We start from the raw sequence: 16,971 nt of genomic DNA on the forward strand, positions 1-16,971 counted from the left end.
CCCATGTGACGTCTCCGCGATGACTACTGTGCTGTCCAGCCCAGGTCGATATTCCAACTGGCACCGGTAACCGCGCCAGCCGCATCCGAGGCCAGGTACGCCACCAGAGAAGCGACCTCGCTGGGCTCTATCAACCGCTTCACCGCAGCGTTCTTGAGCATGATTTGCTCAATGACCTGCTGCTCCTCCATGCCATGCAGCTTGGCCTGATCGCTGATCTGGTTATCCACCAACGGTGTCTTCACATAGGCAGGACACAGCGCATTGGCCGTAATCCCCTGCGCGCCCCCTTCCAATGCAGCGGTCTTGGTCAACCCGATCATGCCGTGCTTGGCGCTGATATAGGCCGACTTGCCGGGCGACGCCACCTGAGCGTGCACCGAGGCAATATTGATGATCCGCCCCCAGCCATTGTCACGCATCGACGGCCACACGGCCTGGGTCAGCAGGAAGGGGGCGGTGAGCATGAGATCGATGATCCGGCGCCACTGCTCTTCGGGAAAATCGACGATCGGTGCGACATGCTGAATGCCCGCATTGTTGACCAGAATATCCACGCGACCGAAACGTGCCAGCGCCTCATCCACTGCACCGCGACACGCCTCGCCCTGGGTCAGGTCAGCCTGATAGAAGGCGGCGCCCTCGGCCTCTGCAGTCTGGCGCCCTTCCGGGTTGAAGTCGACGGCCAGCACCTCATGTCCCTGGGCTCGTAGCTCGGCCACGACCGCGGCTCCGATGCCACTGCTGGTGCCGGTCACCAGTGCGACCCTGGTCGGGGAATTGGCACTCATCTCTCTCTCCTTGCGCGAGGCGTCTGCAGGTTATCGCCCGTACGGTTCGCCACTAACGGCGCCATACATTAGGGCACCAGCATAGATAGTGCTGCAGTGCAGCGCCAGCCATCCCATAGTCGAAACAAGGGATCGTTCAGCCTGGGGAAGCTTCCGTCATGACGCGGTCCATCAGCCGCTGAGCCAGGCGACAGGCCTCGCCCATATCATCGACATCGTCCAGATCCGACAGCAACTCACATCGCCACAGCCAGCTGTCGCCTAGCGCCTCCCGATAAAATGCGAATTCACCACGTGGCAGGGTCACATACCATGGAGAACGGGGCATCTCATCGGTGGGAACGCTGGCGGGACGGTCGCCCGGGCCTGGCGCCTGGGACACATCTCTGACCAGCGCAAGGGACAGTTGACATGGCGTCAGCCAGGCACCCAGCAGCCAGTCTGGATGACCGGGACAGACCCCGAAACACAGCGCGTCGACCTTCAACCCCCGGCGCGAGCCCGCGCACACGTCCAATGCCTGCTGGTGGGCAACACGATAGGCGGCCGCCAGGGCCTCGAGACGACGGTATTGTTCGCGGGTCAGGGCGATCATGATGTTTCCTCTACTGACGCGGCACGGGGTGCGAGATATCGGCGTGAGATCGTGGCGATGGTAGACTCTACACCATTGTCCCCTGCAAGGAGTGCCCCATGAACCTCGAGGAGCGCCTGGCCGTTACCATCGAGATCGCGAAAGCCGCAGGTCAGATGATCGCTGACGCCCGCGACAACGACGATCTACAGCACCACTACAAGGACGGACAGGAGCTGGTCACGGATACCGACGTCGCCGTCGACACCATGATCAGCCAGCGACTGGAGTCGGCTTTCCCCGGCGAAGAGCGCCTGAGCGAGGAACTCTCGCCCGATAAGGATGCCCTGGAGCAAGGTGGCGACCTGTGGGTGGTCGACCCCATTGATGGCACCGTCAATTTTGCCCACGGGCTGTGTCATGTGGCGGTGTCGATTGCCTACGTCAAGGATGGGGTCACCCAGCTCGGCGTGGTGCATGCCCCGTTCCTGGGAGAGACCTACACCGCCGTTCGTGGCAAAGGTGCCTGGTGCAACGACCAGCCGATCAAGGCGAGCCAGGCGAAGAGCCTGGACGCCAGCCTGGTCGGTACCGGTTTTCCCTATCGTCGTGACAGCCGCCCCCCGCTGATGCGCCGACTCGGCGCGGTGCTTCATCGCTGCCGCGACATCCGCCGCAATGGCTCCGCCGCGCTGGACCTGTGTGACGTGGCTCGCGGTCGGCTGGATGCCTATTACGAAACCGTATCCCCCTGGGATTTCGCCGCCGGTTGGCTAATTGCCGCCGAGGCTGGCGCCACCACCGGACACCTCTACCCCTGTCCTGGTGGTCTGCCGGAGGACCTGTACGGTGAAAACCTGCTGGTCAGCGCACCGAGTATCCACGCCGAATTGGCCGATCTACTGCGCCGTGCCGACGCCGGCGAGCTGCGTGAGGACAGCGCCGACCAGGCGTGATAGCGATGGCCGATAGGGAGAGATATGTTCCACCTATTGGCCTTCGACAGCACAATCCGTCACAATGCGCGCCACTTTCTTCGTCGACCTGCTCGCTTCGCTGTGCTGTTCTCACCAACGACCAACCGATAGGGCTGAACCAATGCCTTTGAAGGTCGTCTTCGAAGCGACTTCACGCGGGTCACAGATACCACTCGTCAATGCATTGCGTATGCAAGGAGATGTCATGTTTGTTGTTATTTTCGGTCGTCCTGGATGCCCCTTTTGCGTGCGCGCCAAGGAGCTTGCCAACACCCTGAGCGATGCCGGCAGCATCGAAGGCTACCGCTACGTCGATATCCATGAAGAAGGCATCACCAAAGCCGACATGGAAAAGACCATTGGCAAGCCTGTGACCACCGTGCCGCAGATTTTCGTGGACCAGACCCACGTCGGTGGTTTCACGGAATTCGATCAGTACGTCCGTGACAACGCCATGTTGCCTGCCTGACCACCACCGAGAGTCGGCTCGACACCTGGCCAGGCACCACCGTGAACGGCTACGCGGTAAAGACACCGCGGTAGGCGGCGATCGAAACGCCAGATGTGCTGAACGACGCGAAGGACGCGTGGAAGACATCTGAAAGACACGTGAAAAAACACGTCGAGAAAGCACGTAGAGAAAGCTCTTGGTAAAAGCACGGCGAGGGATCCATCGGACCCCTCGCCGTTTTTTTAAGCGCAGGCTTTTATGCTCAAGCGAGCAAAAACGACGTCATCAAAGATCCAAGCAGACAAACGTTCTCGCGTCGTTGAATGGTCCTGACGACGCCACGCCTATACTCATGGCACAGGTAACGGGCAGGCAAGGAACGGCAATGACAGAGCAGCAGCGCCTCGTTCAGCAACTCAGGCTGGACTACATTCACCAGCATCCGGATGTCAGTGCCTTGCGCCTGTGGCCAGTGGATGCGCCGATCGAGAGCTTTACCTTGGTGACCTTGAGCCAGTCGCCATGGAACCTCGCGTCACTGCTGCCGATGCTGGAAGCCCATGACTACCGCCCGCTGCACCGCTATGCCCTGCCCGAGCGAGGCCTGCTGGCCTGCTTGCTAGGGGGGCTTGGCGACGGCCCGCGTATCATCATCGTGGAGCTGCAGACCACCCGCCTCTCGCGAGCGCCTCGGGACGCGCTACTATCGCTGGTCAAGCAGGGCCACCCTTCGGCCCTGCCCCTTCCCGGAGCTTGCCGTCCCTGGCCCATGCCTGACTGGTCGCTGTATGAACGCCTGCATGCAGCCCACCCGCTGGCTGCCTGGCTGTCAGTGATGGGCCCCAGGGTCCATCACGTGGCGCTGGACTGCCACCACTTGGGCCGCCCCCTATCACAGCTGGATAGCGCGGTGCGCCAGCAAGGACTTGCCCTCGGCGACGACGATGACCTCCCGTTGCCGATGTCGGCCATGGTCGAGCATCGCTTCTACCCTACCTGTTCACGCCGACTGGCCTTCGCCCATGGTGATGAGCATCGGGTGCAGCTGGGTGGACTGCTGCTGCTGGAAAAACAGGCCAGTGCCGGCCAGGAGCGCACCGCCGACGTGATGCTGCCACCCCACAGTCGCTGCGAAATCCTCTAGCGCATATAGCGTCAGCACCTGCGCGCATATCCAAGACGACATGCACTCGGCCTGGCGCACCGACTGTCAGCTCGGGGTCGACTCAGCCTCAAGATCCAGTTCCAGCTGCTGCGGTTCGTGGCGTGGATCGACCTCGGCGAAATGCGGTGTCTCCATGACCGGCTGAGCCACGAAGGGCTCCTGCTCCACGTGGCGATCTCGTTCACCATGCAGTCGCACCATCACAAACATGGCCAGCGTAAACGCCGCCATGCCCAGGAACAGCCACAGGCCATCGGGGCCTGCCGCCTGCATCACCAGCGACGCACTGAAGGGGCCAATGACCGAGCCGATGCCGTACCACATCATCAGCTTGGCGTTGGCGGCTACCACTTCTTCCGGCTCCAGCCAGTCGTTGGTGTGGGCAAGGCTCAATGAATACAGCGTATGCAACATGGCGGTATGACCACAGGCGATCGCCAGCAACCACCAGAAGCTGCCGCCCGCCACTACCGAAATCAGCGCCCCGGTGACGGTCATGACGATGGCCATCCACAGGATGACGCGCCGCCTGTCCAGCCGATCCGATACGCGACCGAGGCCCCACTGGGCCACCAGCGCCACCAGTGTGGTCACCGCCATGAATTTCGCGGTCTGGGCCGTTGTCAGACCAATTTCCTGTCCATAGTAGGGGGTCATGGCAAAGAAGGCCTGGACCATGAGACCGCCAGTGAAGGCGCCGACCAGCCCGACCGGAGCACGACGATAGAGCGTCTTCAGCTTGATCTTGCGAGGGGTAATATCGCCATGGCGACTGGGTCCGTGGATACGATGAATCGATAGCGGCACCAGGGACAGCGCAAACAGCATACCGACCACCGAGAACAATGCCGGCCCGGCCGGGTCGGCGATGTTCAGCATCCATTGCCCACCCGCCAGTGAGGTCGTCGAGATCACCATGTACCAGCCGAGTACCTTGCCCCGATTGTCATTGCTGGACTCACCCGATACCCATGACTCCATCACCATCAGCAGGCCCGCGGTGGCACCACCGCCAATCAGCCGCCACACCAGCCAAGCCCAGGGATTTACCCATAAACCATGGAGCATGGCCGTGACTGCCAGGGAGGCGGCGCAGGCCGCAAACACGCGAATATGGCCGACGCTGCGGATGCGCTTCTCGAGCCAATAGCTTCCCGCCACGAACCCCAGCGAAAAGCTCGACATCAATAGGCCTGCCATCTGCGAAGGAAACCCTTCCAGTGACATCCTGACCCCCAGCAAGGTCATGATCAGGCCGTGACCTAGCAGAAAGCACATCTCACACAGAAAAAGCACAGGTAGCGTGGCGGGCAGCGCGCGCAAGGGGAACCTCCGTGGGTATGGGACGTGGACGATCGACCTGCCTGTCGGCCACTCTGCGTGGGTGGGCCACAGGGACAGGACAGGGACGATACGGGGGCAACGGCGCCGCATTGTACCGATCCGTTGAGAGGAGACCATCCCTCGCAGGAGGTTCATCCACAAAATCTGTGGATAAGGCTGTGCATCAAGGCGTTTGAATGGCCCAGGGGCCCGGCCACAGGGGGGGCATGCTCAAGATGGTCACAAAATCGACAACCCCTTGAAGCACTTCAATGAAAGCAGCGCTGAAACGAAAGCGGCCCGGCAAGAGCCGGGCCGCGATAACGCGTGTTCAAGCTGACACGTCAATCAGTCAAATACCATCTCCGGTACGTGCTCTGGAACGATCAGCTTGCCGGCGGTCTTCTCCTTGATCTCCTCGACGCTCACACCAGGCGCACGCTCCTTGAGGATAAAGGCGCCGTCATCGATCTCGAGGTAGGCAAGATCGGTCAGCACCCTTTTGATGCAACCCGCACCGGTCAGGGGCAAGGTGCACGACTCCAGCAATTTCGACGATCCATCCTTGGAGGCGTGGGTCATGGTGCAGATGATGTTCTCTGCCCCGGCCACCAGGTCCATGGCCCCGCCCATGCCCTTGATCAACTTGCCGGGCACCATCCACGAGGCAATGTTTCCGTTCTGGTCTACCTCAAAGGCGCCCAGTACGGTCAGGTCAACGTGACCGCCGCGAATCATGGCGAAGGATTCTGCAGACGAGAAAATGGCCGCACCAGGGCGCGCCGTCACGGTCTGCTTACCCGCATTGATCATGTCCGGATCGACCTCTTCTTCCGTCGGGAAGCGGCCCATGCCGAGCAGCCCGTTCTCGGACTGCAGCATGACGTCCATGCCTTCCGGCACATAGTTGGCGACCAGGGTGGGAATACCGATGCCCAGGTTCACGTAGAAACCGTCTTCGAGTTCACGGGCGACACGCTGTGCCATCTGTTCACGAGTAAGTGCCATCTTGATGCCTCTTGTCTATGTCATGGAGCTGGTTGCCCGTTGGCGCTTGTCTTGGCAAGCACCCTCAACGGGTCTGAATCTAGCGGCCTGTCAGCCCTGATGCACCGTGCGCTTCTCGATACGCTTCTCGAAGGTGCCCTGGATCAGGCGGTCCACATAGATACCCGGCGTATGAATTTCGGCCGGATCCAGCTCGCCAGGCTCGACGATCTCTTCCACTTCGACCACGGTGATCTTGCCTGCGGTGGCCGCCATCGGGTTGAAGTTCTGGGCAGTCTTGCGATATACGACATTGCCGTAGCGATCCGCCTTCCAGCCCTTGACGATGGCAAAGTCGCCGACAATCGCTTCCTCAAGAATGTAGTGACGTCCATTGAACTCGCGGACTTCCTTGCCCTCGCCGATAGGTGTCCCGTACCCAGTGGCGGTATAGAACGCGGGAATCCCGGCGCCACCAGCGCGCATCTTTTCCGCCAGGGTGCCCTGCGGGGTCAGCTGGACATCGATTTCACCGTCAAGCATCTGACGTTCAAACAGCGCGTTCTCGCCCACATAGGACGCCAGAATCTTGCTGATCTGACGATCTTCCAGCAGCACACCAAGGCCGAAGCCATCCACGCCGCAGTTGTTGGATACGACGGTAAGGTCCTTGACCCCGCGACGCTTGATCTCGGCAATCAGATTTTCAGGGATACCACAGAGGCCGAAGCCTCCGGCCAGTACCGTCATTCCGCTTTCGATGCCGTCCATCGCCTCTTCATAGGAATACACGCGCTTGTCGAATCCGGCCATGTGGGCGCCTCGTCTGTCGATGATCAGTGAAGGAAATGCCTGGCAGCCGTCATTGGGCAGCAGGACACTGCTACAAGGTAGCACTGATGGCAGTGTTGCCCGGGATAATATATTTGTTAAGTTTGTTTTATTTATTGATTGTTTTATCATCCTTATAAATTTGACCTTGGTAGCACGCCATGACCGTGAAGCAACTCCGCGCCTTTCTCGCCGTCGCAAGGACGCTGAGTTTCACCCAGGCCTGCGAGCAGCTGCACCTGTCTCAGCCCGCCCTTAGCCTGGCCATCAAGGGGCTTGAAGACAGCCTGGGCGGGCGCCTGCTGATCCGCACCACCCGTAGCGTGCGACTGACACCAGAAGGCGAGTCGCTGGTGCCCCTGGCCAAGCGCCTGCTGGTGGAGTGGGATAACACTGAGGACGCCTTGCGCCAGCGCTTTACCTTGCAATTGGGTCGCCTCTCGCTGGCGGCCATGCCCGCCTTTGCGGGCAATCTGCTGGCGCCGTCCCTGGCGGTCTTTCACCGCCGTCACCCACGTATCAACGTGACCGTGCACGATGTGGTCAACGAGCAGGTCATCGACATGGTCCGCCAACGCCAGGTCGAGATGGGCATTGCCTTTGAGCCGGAAGCCACAGGCAGCCTGCACTTTACCCCGCTGTTCAGCGATCGCTTCATCGCGGTGCTGCCCCCCCGCTCTCCCTTGGTACAGCACTCATCGTTGTCCTGGGACACCCTGATGAACTGGGACTTTGTTGCCCTTCAGCGTCCCTCCATGGTCAGGCGCCTGCTGGAACAACAGCTGGGCAGCCGCCATGGCGCGCTCAAGGTCGCCTTCGAGACCCATCAGCTGGCAAGTGTGGGTCGCATGGTCGCCAACGGGCTTGGGGTCAGTGCCGTGCCAGCATTGTGCATGTCGCAGATGCAAGAAGCCGGAGCCGTCTGTCGGCCACTCTCCGACCCGGCGATCGAGCGCAGGGTCGGTATCGTGACCTGGAACCCCCATGAACTGTCTGTCGCCGCCCGCGCCATGGTCGATATCCTGGAGGGTGCCACGCCGCCCCCACAGCTACCTTCCCGTGCAGCGCAGCAAGAGGCGCAGCAGTGAGTGGCCAGCGCCGAGGATGCGCCTTCGGCTGGGCAGCCAGCGGCATATCCATTAGGATTGGCGAGCTCCCCGCTGCCCCCCTGCAGCGAACCAAGCGACACAATTCTGAGATGAGGTATGTAACTTGATGTCTAGCCTCAAGGGACTGGTCAGCATTCTGCTGCTCGTGGCCAACACCCTGTTCTGGACCCTGCCCCTGGTGTGCTTGACCCTGCTCAAGCTGATCACCCCAGGACGCCATCTGCAGCGTCGTGTGCTGGGCGGCCTAAACGCGATCGCTCTGAACTGGATAGGCTTCAACCTGTGGTGGATACGCCACTGGGTACGCCCTGACGTCAGGATAACGGTGCCTGACGATCTGTCTCCGGAGTCCTGGTACCTGATCCTGTCGAATCACCGCAGCTGGACCGATATCTTCCTGCTGATGATGGCGATGCATCGCAAGGTCCCCATGCCTCGCTTTTTCCTTAAACAGCAGCTGATCTGGATTCCGGTAGTCGGCATGGCCTGGTGGGCCCTGGAATTTCCCTTCATGCGGCGCTACAGCAAGGAACAGCTGGCGGCCAATCCGGCCCTGGCGGAACGTGACCGCAAGGCCACCGAGCGCATGTGCGAGCGTGCGCGGGATGTCCCCATCGCCATCATCAACTTTGTCGAGGGTACCCGCTTTACGCCGGCCAAGCGTGATGCGCGCCAGAGTCCGTTCACCCATCTGCTGCGTCCAAAGGCGGGGGGCATCGCGCAGGTGCTGGCCCTGCTGGGAGATCGCCTGGATGCGATCCTCGACGTCACGATCGACTACCAGTCGAGCGCGCCGAGTTTCTGGCGCTTTTTGTGTGGCAAGGAAAAGGCCATTCGGCTTGATGCGCGTCGCCTGGACGTCGCTGACTGGATGCTGGATGGCCGCTACCACGACGACCCGATCTACAAGGAACGCTTCCATTCATGGCTCAATGCCCTTTGGCAAGACAAGGACGCTTCGCTCGCCTCGCACCGCTGGTGATCGCCGGCATGGCGCTGCTGATCACCGGGTGCGCTGGTTCCGGCGCCAACAGCGGTCCCAGCGCGAGATCCAGCCATGTGGCGAGCGCCTCCATCGCAGGAGACTGGATCAGCGTTCAACGCGGCGACACCCTCGGCACGATCGCCCGCAGGGCTGGGATTCCGCTGCTGCGTCTTCAGCGCTTTAACCCGGGTGTCGATTCTCGTCACCTGGCGGTGGGGCAACGCCTGCTGGTGCCGTCACGACAGGAACGCGCGCCCTCCGGCGGCCCCTACCGTTATCAGGTGAGGCCCGGCGATACCTACAGCGCCGTCGCCAGACGCTTCGGCACGACCACGGCGCGCATTCAAAGCGCGAACCCCGGTGTCCGCGCTACTGATCTCAAGGTCGGGCAACTGATTCAGGTTCCACTGCGCGCCAGCAGCGCATCGACCAGCCGAGCGACCGCTGCGTCGAGCGCGCCTTCCAGCAGCGCCCGCCTGCCGGACCCTGGCCCGGTGACATCGCGGGCACGTGGCTGGCCATGGCCGCTGGACGACTATCGTGTAGTACGCCGCTACGGCAATGACAGTCGCGGCAGGCTGCAGCCGATGCTGCTGGCCACCGACGAGGGTGCCAATGCCAAGGCGGTCGCCGATGGGGAAGTCAGTTTCGCTGACAGCATGCGCCAGCTTGGCAAGGTGGTCATCGTGCACCATGCCGATAACCTGCAGAGCGTCTATGCGCTGTGCGGCGACATTGTGGTATCCAAGGGCGATCAGGTCACCCGCGGTACGCCGCTGTGCTCGGTCGGCAAGCACTCGTCGACCGGCCGCTATGACCTGCTGTTCGATATGCGCCATGGGGGCAAACCCATCGATCCTGGCACCATCCTGCGTTAAACGCCTCGGCCGTCGCCCTCTGCCGTCGCTCTCACTCCCAGAGCGACGGCTCACCCCTTGGCCCTGCGCCGCGTCTTTCCGTCGATTCTCTCTGCAGCGGCTTTTTCCTGCTCGCGCCACCCGCTCCGTCCGCCTGTAGTAACAGGCTATTCACGTGGCTGACCCAGAGCTGTCATGGGCGCATTGCATGCTCGTCCTCGAGCGGGCCAAGTGGGGCCCGACGGGCACGAGGAACGCCATGCGCATCTGTCTGGTCAGCGAAACCTGGTCTCCCGACATCAACGGAGTCGCCCACACACTCGGACGTATCAGCAGGGAGCTGCTTGCCCTCGGCGTGACCTTGCAGCTGGTCCGCCCGGAGCCGGTCGATGCCAGCGCCGCCAAGGCGGAGGGCATGGAGCACGAGCTACGTGTGCGCGGGATGTCGATGCCACGCTACAAGGAAGTTCGAATTGGCTGGGCCAGCGTCGGCACGCTGAAGCGCCTGTGGCAGACGACCAAGCCAGATGCCATCTATGTGGCCACCGAAGGCCCGCTAGGCTGGTCGGCCTTGCGTGCCGCCGAGAAACTGGACATACCAGTGGTCAGTGGATGGCACACCAACTTCGACCACTATTGCCAGGATTACGGTGTGCCCTGGCTAGCTCCGCTGGTCCGCCAGCGCTTGCGCCACTTCCACAACCGCTGCGCCGCCACGCTGGTGCCGACACATCAGCAGGCGCGTGAACTGGCGACGGCAGGATTCGAGCGCGTGTCTGTGATGGCGCGTGGTATCGAAGGTGACCGCTTCACTCCTGACAAGCGGAGCCAGGAGCTGCGGGACTCCTGGGGAGTCGGTCAGCACCAGCCGGTAGCCCTGTACGTCGGACGGTTGGCGCCAGAAAAGAACCTCGACCTGCTCAGAGACACCTTCCTCGACATGCTGGAGGCTCGTCCTGACATGCGCCTGGTCGTGGTGGGCGATGGACCTGGACGAGCGAGCCTCGAGAAGGCGCTGCCTGACGCCATCTTCACGGGGTTCATTGACTCAGCCCAGATGCAGACACACTACGCCAGCGCCGACATCTTCGTCTTTCCCTCCCTGTCGGAAACCTGGGGCAACGTGATACTCGAGGCCATGGCCAGCGGGCTCGCCGTCGTCGCCTTCCGGCATGCCGCAGGAGCAGAGCTGATCAGCACCGATCACGATGGGGTCAGTATCCCGCCGGGAGATAACCAGACCTTCCGCCAAGAGGCTGTGGCGCTATGCCAACAGCAGGCCCGTTACGCGCGGCTGGGCAGAGCGGCTCGGGAACGAGCACTGGCCTACCGCTGGCCCACTATCGCTCAGACCTTCCTGGACGCCCACGAACATGCACGCCATGCACGCGGACAGCTCTCGAACCCTGCCGAAGCCTGAGAGTGGCATGACCCACGCCGGGCCGGGCGCTGATTGATGTAACGGAGAGGAGACACGAGATGACCAACAAGATTCCTCAGTGGTTCGACCGACTCGACATGCTCGAGTGGCAGCTCTGCCAGCGCACCGCCGGATTCAGCATCTATCGGCCTTGGCTGTCTACCCTGAAAATCGCCAGCAAGCTCGGCGATTGGCCGGTATGGGTGGCGCTGATCATCGCCCTGCCGGCCTTGCATGGCCGTGATATCGGACTGCGCTTGATGTTCGAATACATCGCTACTGCGCTGGTCGCCATCGCGGTCTACAAGCTGCTGAAGACGCGCCTGTGTCGTGAGCGTCCCTTCATTACCTTCGGCGGCAGCATCCAATGCAACGAGCCCGCCAGAGACCGCTACAGCTTTCCCAGCGGGCATACCATGCACGCCGTGATGTTCTGCACCCTGGCAGCAGTGCATAGTCCCGCCCTGTTGCCTTGGCTACTGCCTCTGGCCGGGTTGATTGCCATCTCCCGGGTTGGCCTGGGGTTGCACTACTACAGCGATGTCGTCGCCGGTGCCGCGCTGGGATATGCCATGGCGTTGGCCAGCCTGGGGCTCTCGACCACCTCTGTGCTGATGGTGGCAGCCACGTCGTGAACCGTGTGCGGACCCTGTACTGCCTGCCAGCGGGTCCGCCCTAATCTGACACAGCGCCCAGCGCTCCCACAGCGTCCCTTCCTAAGAGCCACAGCTTCTCTTCGAATAAGCCCCAGCTTCCCTTATCTAGAGCCTGGCCCTCATGCCATGGCCCTGCAGGGCTGTTATGCTGACGCCATGCCCAACCCTGATACCCATCACATTCTGACGTCGCCCCCGCTGACGTATGTCTCACGCCTTCTGCCGAGCGACGTCGCCACTGACACCCTCGAAGGACTGCTGAGAGACCTGGATTGGCAGCGCCCCGCTATCCGCCTCTACGGCAAGACCCACCTGATCCCGCGCCAGCAGGTATGGATGGGCGACCACGCTTACCGGTTCTCCGGCAACGACTTTCTGCCATGCCCCTGGCACCCGCTGGTCGCTGATCTGCGGGACCGGCTGAATGCTCAGCTTCCCCCCACAACGCCTCTCTTCAACAGCGTATTGATCAACCGCTATCGCAGTGGGGACGATCGCATGGGCTGGCACTGCGACAATGAGCGAGAGCTTGGCCCCCTGCCCGTCATCGCCTCCATTAGCCTCGGCGCCAGCCGACCCATGCGCTTTCGCTGGAAGGACCGCCGATCACCGGCGTTCAATGTCTGGCTCGAGCATGGCAGCCTGCTATGGATGGGTCCTGGCTGTCAGGAGCAGCTGGAGCATGCGCTGCTGCCCCGCAGTAGCGTCGGCCAGCGGGTCAACTTGACCTTTCGCCACCTCGACACGACCTCCTGACACATCACAGCTGACGTAGAGGCCGGACAGCGAAGGCGCACCGAGATCGCAATAGTGTCTTGCTGACACAAAAAACGGCGCCGATGGGCGCCGTTTCGTAGAGATGCTTGCGTTCAGCTGAGGCTTTGTGGCTCTTGTCCCCGAATCTCACACACAAGATAACGGTATAACACCCACTACGCTGAAAGCTCAGGCCTAAAGTGACGAACGCTCGCTGGCGGCCTATCCCCGATAGTAGCCAGGCGTGATGACCGGCATCCGTGTCACCGTCATCGGCAGCCGCTTGCCGCGCACCTCGGCGTAGACCGTGGTGCCCAGCTCCGCGTGGTCGAGCGTGACGTAGCCCATGGCCACGGGCTTGCCTACGCTGGGCCCAAAGCCCCCGGAGGTCACGCTGCCCAAGAGCTGGTTGTCTTCACTGTACAGCTCGGCACCCTCACGCACCGGCGCCCGGCCCTCGGCCAGTAGCCCGACCCGCTTGCGCTGATGGTCCTTGACCTCAATTTGGTGCAGCACCATGTCCGCCCCCGGAAAACCGCCGGCACGCTCGCCACCGCGACGCCTTGGCTTGCCGATCGCCCAGATCAACCCTGCCTCGACCGGAGTCGTGGTGGTATCGATATCATGACCGTATAGGCAAAGCCCCGCTTCCAGGCGCAACGAGTCCCGCGCGCCGAGACCGATCGCCTCGACCTCGTCTTCTGCCAGCAGCTTGCGGGCAAGCGCATCCGTCTGTTCTGCCGGCACAGAAATCTCGAAGCCGTCCTCGCCGGTGTAACCGCTGCGACTCACCCACACAGCAATACCATCGATGTCGAAACGGCCATGCTGCATGAACACCATGTCACAAGCCGCCGGGCACAGGCGCTGCATGACATTGGTAGCCTTTGGGCCCTGAAGGGCGAGCAGGCCACGGTCTACCACTTCAATCTCATGATCCGGCAACCCGCGGCGAAGGTGCGCAATATCCTGCTCCCGGCAAGCCGCATTCACCACCAGATAGAGATGGTCCCCGGCATTGACCGTCATCAAGTCATCGAGAATGCCACCCTCCTCGCTGGTGAACAGACCATAGCGCTGCATGCCTTCCGGCAGTCCCACCAGGTCCGCCGGCACCAGCGATTCCAGGGCGACCAATGCATCATCGCCGCGAATCAGGATCTGTGCCATGTGCGACACGTCGAACAGGCCACAGGCGGCCCGAGTGTGCTCATGCTCCTTCTTCACCCCCAGGGGGTACTGAACAGGCATGTCATAGCCAGCGAAGGGCACCATCTTGGCCCCCAGCTCGCGGTGAAGGGCATTCAGCGGTGTGGTCTTGAGGTCACTCATGGCGTCTCATCTCGTGGTTCATGAAAGAACCCCCGAACGACAGGAGGTGCCCTTGAGGCACCTCCTGCCGACGGCCTGGGTTCAGGACTTGTGATGGTCGAGGTCTTCGCCCGGCAGGATGTCCTTACCGTCGAAGTAGTCTTTGGTCAGCTTGAACACCACCGGCGACAGCAGGGCCAGGGCAATCAAGTTAGGAATCGCCATCATGGCGTTGAAGGTGTCTGCCATCAGCCAGATAAAGCCAAGCTGCGCCAGCGCACCTACCGGAATGGCAGCCACGAACAGAATGCGATACAGCATGATGGAGCGCGTGCCGAACAGGAACTGGAAGCACTTCTCGCCGTAGAAGGACCAGCCCAGAATCGTGGTGAAGGCAAACACCGCGAGGGCAATGGAGACGATGATGTCACCCCATCCACCAGGCAACGCGTTTTCAAAGGACATCGCGGTCAGCGAGGCACCCTGTTCACCGGTTTCCCAGATGGGGGCGGTCAAGATGACCAACGCCGTCACGGTGCACACCATGATGGTGTCGATAAAGGTACCCAGCATGGCGATCAGGCCCTGACGCACCGGATTCTTGGTTTGCGCCGCGGCGTGAGCGATGGGGGCACTACCGAGGCCCGCCTCGTTGGAGAAGATACCGCGCGCCACACCAAAACGAATGGCCGCCATCACCGCTGCACCAGCAAAGCCACCCACTGCTGCATGGGGGTTGAAGGCGTAGTAGAAGATGTCGGAGAGGGCGTTACCGATCTGGTCGGCATTCACGGACAGCGCGCAGACGCCGGCAATAATGTAGGCGATGCCCATTACCGGCACCAGCTTGCCCGCCACCTTGGCGATGCGCTTGATCCCCCCCAGGATAACGGCACCCGCCAGCACCATGATCACCAGACCGGTGACCCAGTGCGGGATACCAAAGCTGGAATCCAGCGCATCGGCGACGGAGTTCGACTGCACCGTGTTACCGATACCAAAGGCGGCCACGGCGCCGAAGAAGGCGAAAGCGCCACCCAGCCACAGCCATTTGCGGCCAAGACCGTTCTTGATGTAGTACATCGGCCCGCCGATATGGAAGCCGTTCTCGTCAGTCTCGCGATAACGCACCGCCAGCACGGCCTCGGCAAACTTGGTGGCCATACCGACCAGTGCGGTGATCCACATCCAAAACACCGCGCCTGGACCACCTAGCGCAATCGCCGTCGCCACACCGGCGATGTTACCGGTACCGATCGTCGCGGACAGCGCCGTCATCAGGGCGTTGAAGGGAGAAATTTCCCCCTCGTCCTGGGAGGACGCCTTGCTATCTCGTCCCCCCCACATCAACTTGAAGCCCATACCCAGCTTGCGAATAGGCATGATCTTCAGACCGATCTGCAGGTAGATGCCTACCCCCAGCAGCAGGACCAGCATGACTGGCCCCCACACCACGCCATTAATGGCGGAGAAGATGTTGTTGAGTGCGTCCACGGAAGTCTCCCTTTGACTCGGCACTTGTTATTATGCGCCACGTATTGATGCGCTACCCGCTGCTGCCCTGCCGCATTTCGATAAAACTCTATCGAAACAACGGATCTGCCAGCGGATTAGGTAGCACGGACCCGCCTAAGATAGCGGATATTGCTACACGCGCACCAGTCACGCTGTTTCACGCAAGCCCCTGTTCGCAAACGCTGGCCCAAGCTGCATAAGACAGGCCCGTCGACACCGGCATAAGGCAACCACCGAATAAAGACCTACGCCGACGATGTGCTGCGTTTCGGGCTCGCGACACCTCCATCAAAGTTTCTTCTCGCGACACCTCCATCAAAGTTTCTTATTGGAAACTTTTGACACCATATCCAAGACAGCGCTTCCTGGCAAACATTGCCCGCAGCACAGGGCGCAGGCCTCCGTTCTGCAATATCAGCATAGTCCCCTGGCATGTCTGCTGCCCACCGCCCGCCTGACCCGCCACCCTCAAGCGCCAAGCAGCCCCGGCCAGCGCTACCTCGGGTGGGGAAGAGGCGTGACCTGCCAGCGAACGGCATCACGAACTTTCCCGCCGGGCTGGACGCGACGAGCGCTTCGATCCACCCTATGTCGTGAGGATACGTCAACCGACTCGGTATTCTCTTGTCATGGACTCGCCAAATGCCTTGAATGGCGTTAGCATGCGCGAAACCGGAAAACCTTTTTCGTATAGGAAATCGAGATGAGCTCAATCCCCGCCAACCTGCGCTACGTCGACAGCCACGAATGGATTCAGGACAACGGCGACGGAACTGTCACCATCGGTATTACCGACCACGCGCAGGAGTCCCTGGGCGACGTGGTGTTCGTTGACCTGCCTGACGTCGGCAGCAGCCTGTCCAAAGGTGACGAGTTTGGCGTCATCGAATCTGTCAAGGCGGCTTCCGACCTGTACGCGCCGGTGGACGGCGAGGTCATCGAGGTCAACGAATCTCTGGAAGACTCGCCGGAGACCGTCAACGAAGCTCCCTACGAAGATGGCTGGATCATGAAGGTGCGCCTGGACGACAAGAGCGCTCTCGACGATCTGCTGGATGCAGAGGCTTATCAGGCAGTGGTCGACGCCGAAGGCTGATCCGGCTTGGTGGCGGGCCACGCCACCACCACCGGGGCCTACCAGGGCCCCGGTTACCGCCCAGGAAGAGCTGAGGGCTGAGGGTATAGGTCAGAGGACAAGCAGCAGATAGCGCCCTCCCCGACCCCACTGCCGTATCGCTGAGGACGTTGGCAGCCTGTGACGCA

At 61.6% G+C, this 16,971-nt stretch carries 17 protein-coding genes; 10 read left to right on the forward strand and 7 right to left on the reverse strand.

The features are described 5' to 3' along the window. Positions 1–23: 23 nt before the first annotated feature. Together KUV45_RS06625 and hybE are read right to left on the reverse strand one after the other, a co-directional pair. Positions 24–791: a 3-hydroxybutyrate dehydrogenase gene (locus tag KUV45_RS06625; RefSeq protein ID WP_222163853.1), complete on the reverse strand. Its 768-nt coding sequence runs from the start codon at positions 789–791 to the stop codon at positions 24–26. Positions 792–927: 136 nt separating this feature from the next. After that, positions 928–1,386 carry a [NiFe]-hydrogenase assembly chaperone HybE gene (gene hybE / locus KUV45_RS06630; protein ID WP_222163854.1) on the reverse strand — a complete coding sequence of 153 codons (459 nt, stop codon included), beginning with the start codon at positions 1,384–1,386 and terminating at the stop codon, positions 928–930. A gap of 98 nt (positions 1,387–1,484) precedes the next feature. Between hybE and KUV45_RS06635 the strand changes: the two genes are divergently transcribed. The 3 genes from KUV45_RS06635 to KUV45_RS06645 all read left to right on the forward strand — a co-directional run bounded on the left by KUV45_RS06635 (position 1,485) and on the right by KUV45_RS06645 (position 3,937). Continuing rightward, the gene (locus tag KUV45_RS06635) at positions 1,485–2,321 is read left to right on the forward strand and encodes an inositol monophosphatase family protein (RefSeq protein ID WP_206938579.1); all 837 of its coding nucleotides are present in this window, start codon (positions 1,485–1,487) and stop codon (positions 2,319–2,321) included. A 226-nt stretch (positions 2,322–2,547) separates the two neighbouring features. Then, complete coding sequence (locus tag KUV45_RS06640; protein ID WP_206938577.1) at positions 2,548–2,811, forward strand: GrxA family glutaredoxin; 264 nt, start codon at positions 2,548–2,550, stop codon at positions 2,809–2,811. A gap of 367 nt (positions 2,812–3,178) precedes the next feature. Then, on the forward strand, positions 3,179–3,937 hold the full coding sequence (locus KUV45_RS06645) for a DUF1338 family protein (protein ID WP_222163855.1): 759 nt from the start codon (positions 3,179–3,181) through the stop codon (positions 3,935–3,937). Positions 3,938–4,003: 66 nt separating this feature from the next. On the opposite strand, the gene KUV45_RS06650 is transcribed toward KUV45_RS06645, so the two are convergent. The 3 genes from KUV45_RS06650 to KUV45_RS06660 all read right to left on the reverse strand — a co-directional run bounded on the left by KUV45_RS06650 (position 4,004) and on the right by KUV45_RS06660 (position 7,081). Further along, positions 4,004–5,281 (reverse strand): MFS transporter, encoded by a 1,278-nt coding sequence (locus KUV45_RS06650; protein ID WP_222163856.1) that lies wholly within the window; start codon positions 5,279–5,281, stop codon positions 4,004–4,006. A 348-nt stretch (positions 5,282–5,629) separates the two neighbouring features. Continuing rightward, positions 5,630–6,289: a CoA transferase subunit B gene (locus KUV45_RS06655; RefSeq protein ID WP_206938571.1), complete on the reverse strand. Its 660-nt coding sequence runs from the start codon at positions 6,287–6,289 to the stop codon at positions 5,630–5,632. Between the two features lie 90 nt (positions 6,290–6,379). Next, on the reverse strand, positions 6,380–7,081 hold the full coding sequence (locus KUV45_RS06660; RefSeq protein WP_206938569.1) for a CoA transferase subunit A: 702 nt from the start codon (positions 7,079–7,081) through the stop codon (positions 6,380–6,382). A gap of 179 nt (positions 7,082–7,260) precedes the next feature. On the opposite strand from KUV45_RS06660, the gene KUV45_RS06665 reads away from it, so the two are divergent. The 6 genes from KUV45_RS06665 (at position 7,261) to KUV45_RS06690 (ending at position 12,882) form a co-directional block, all read left to right on the forward strand. Next, positions 7,261–8,187: a LysR family transcriptional regulator gene (locus tag KUV45_RS06665; RefSeq protein WP_222163857.1), complete on the forward strand. Its 927-nt coding sequence runs from the start codon at positions 7,261–7,263 to the stop codon at positions 8,185–8,187. A 127-nt stretch (positions 8,188–8,314) separates the two neighbouring features. Next, entirely contained in the window at positions 8,315–9,190 is an 876-nt protein-coding gene (locus KUV45_RS06670) for an acyltransferase (RefSeq protein WP_206938559.1), read from the forward strand. Further along, positions 9,133–10,071, forward strand: a complete 939-nt coding sequence (locus KUV45_RS06675; RefSeq protein ID WP_222163858.1) for a LysM peptidoglycan-binding domain-containing protein — start codon at positions 9,133–9,135, stop codon at positions 10,069–10,071. The genes KUV45_RS06670 and KUV45_RS06675 overlap by 58 nt, the downstream gene beginning before the upstream one ends. A gap of 238 nt (positions 10,072–10,309) precedes the next feature. Further along, entirely contained in the window at positions 10,310–11,470 is a 1,161-nt protein-coding gene (locus tag KUV45_RS06680) for a glycosyltransferase family 1 protein (protein WP_222163859.1), read from the forward strand. Between the two features lie 59 nt (positions 11,471–11,529). Continuing rightward, positions 11,530–12,105 (forward strand): phosphatase PAP2 family protein, encoded by a 576-nt coding sequence (locus tag KUV45_RS06685; RefSeq protein ID WP_222163860.1) that lies wholly within the window; start codon positions 11,530–11,532, stop codon positions 12,103–12,105. 177 nt (positions 12,106–12,282) lie between these two features. Further along, positions 12,283–12,882: an alpha-ketoglutarate-dependent dioxygenase AlkB gene (locus tag KUV45_RS06690; RefSeq protein WP_222163861.1), complete on the forward strand. Its 600-nt coding sequence runs from the start codon at positions 12,283–12,285 to the stop codon at positions 12,880–12,882. A gap of 222 nt (positions 12,883–13,104) precedes the next feature. Here KUV45_RS06690 and gcvT read toward each other — a convergent pair whose 3' ends face one another. Continuing rightward, positions 13,105–14,214, reverse strand: coding sequence for a glycine cleavage system aminomethyltransferase GcvT (gcvT, locus tag KUV45_RS06695; protein ID WP_222163862.1), 1,110 nt, complete (start codon positions 14,212–14,214; stop codon positions 13,105–13,107). Between the two features lie 81 nt (positions 14,215–14,295). Further along, complete coding sequence (locus KUV45_RS06700) at positions 14,296–15,630, reverse strand: sodium:alanine symporter family protein (RefSeq protein WP_261315889.1); 1,335 nt, start codon at positions 15,628–15,630, stop codon at positions 14,296–14,298. Positions 15,631–16,411: 781 nt separating this feature from the next. On the opposite strand from KUV45_RS06700, the gene gcvH reads away from it, so the two are divergent. After that, positions 16,412–16,804 (forward strand): glycine cleavage system protein GcvH, encoded by a 393-nt coding sequence (gene gcvH, locus KUV45_RS06705; protein WP_206938536.1) that lies wholly within the window; start codon positions 16,412–16,414, stop codon positions 16,802–16,804. Positions 16,805–16,971: the final 167 nt, after the last annotated feature.

This window comes from Halomonas sp. DP3Y7-2 (genome assembly GCF_019800795.1).
Taxonomy (GTDB): domain Bacteria; phylum Pseudomonadota; class Gammaproteobacteria; order Pseudomonadales; family Halomonadaceae; genus Halomonas; species Halomonas litopenaei_A.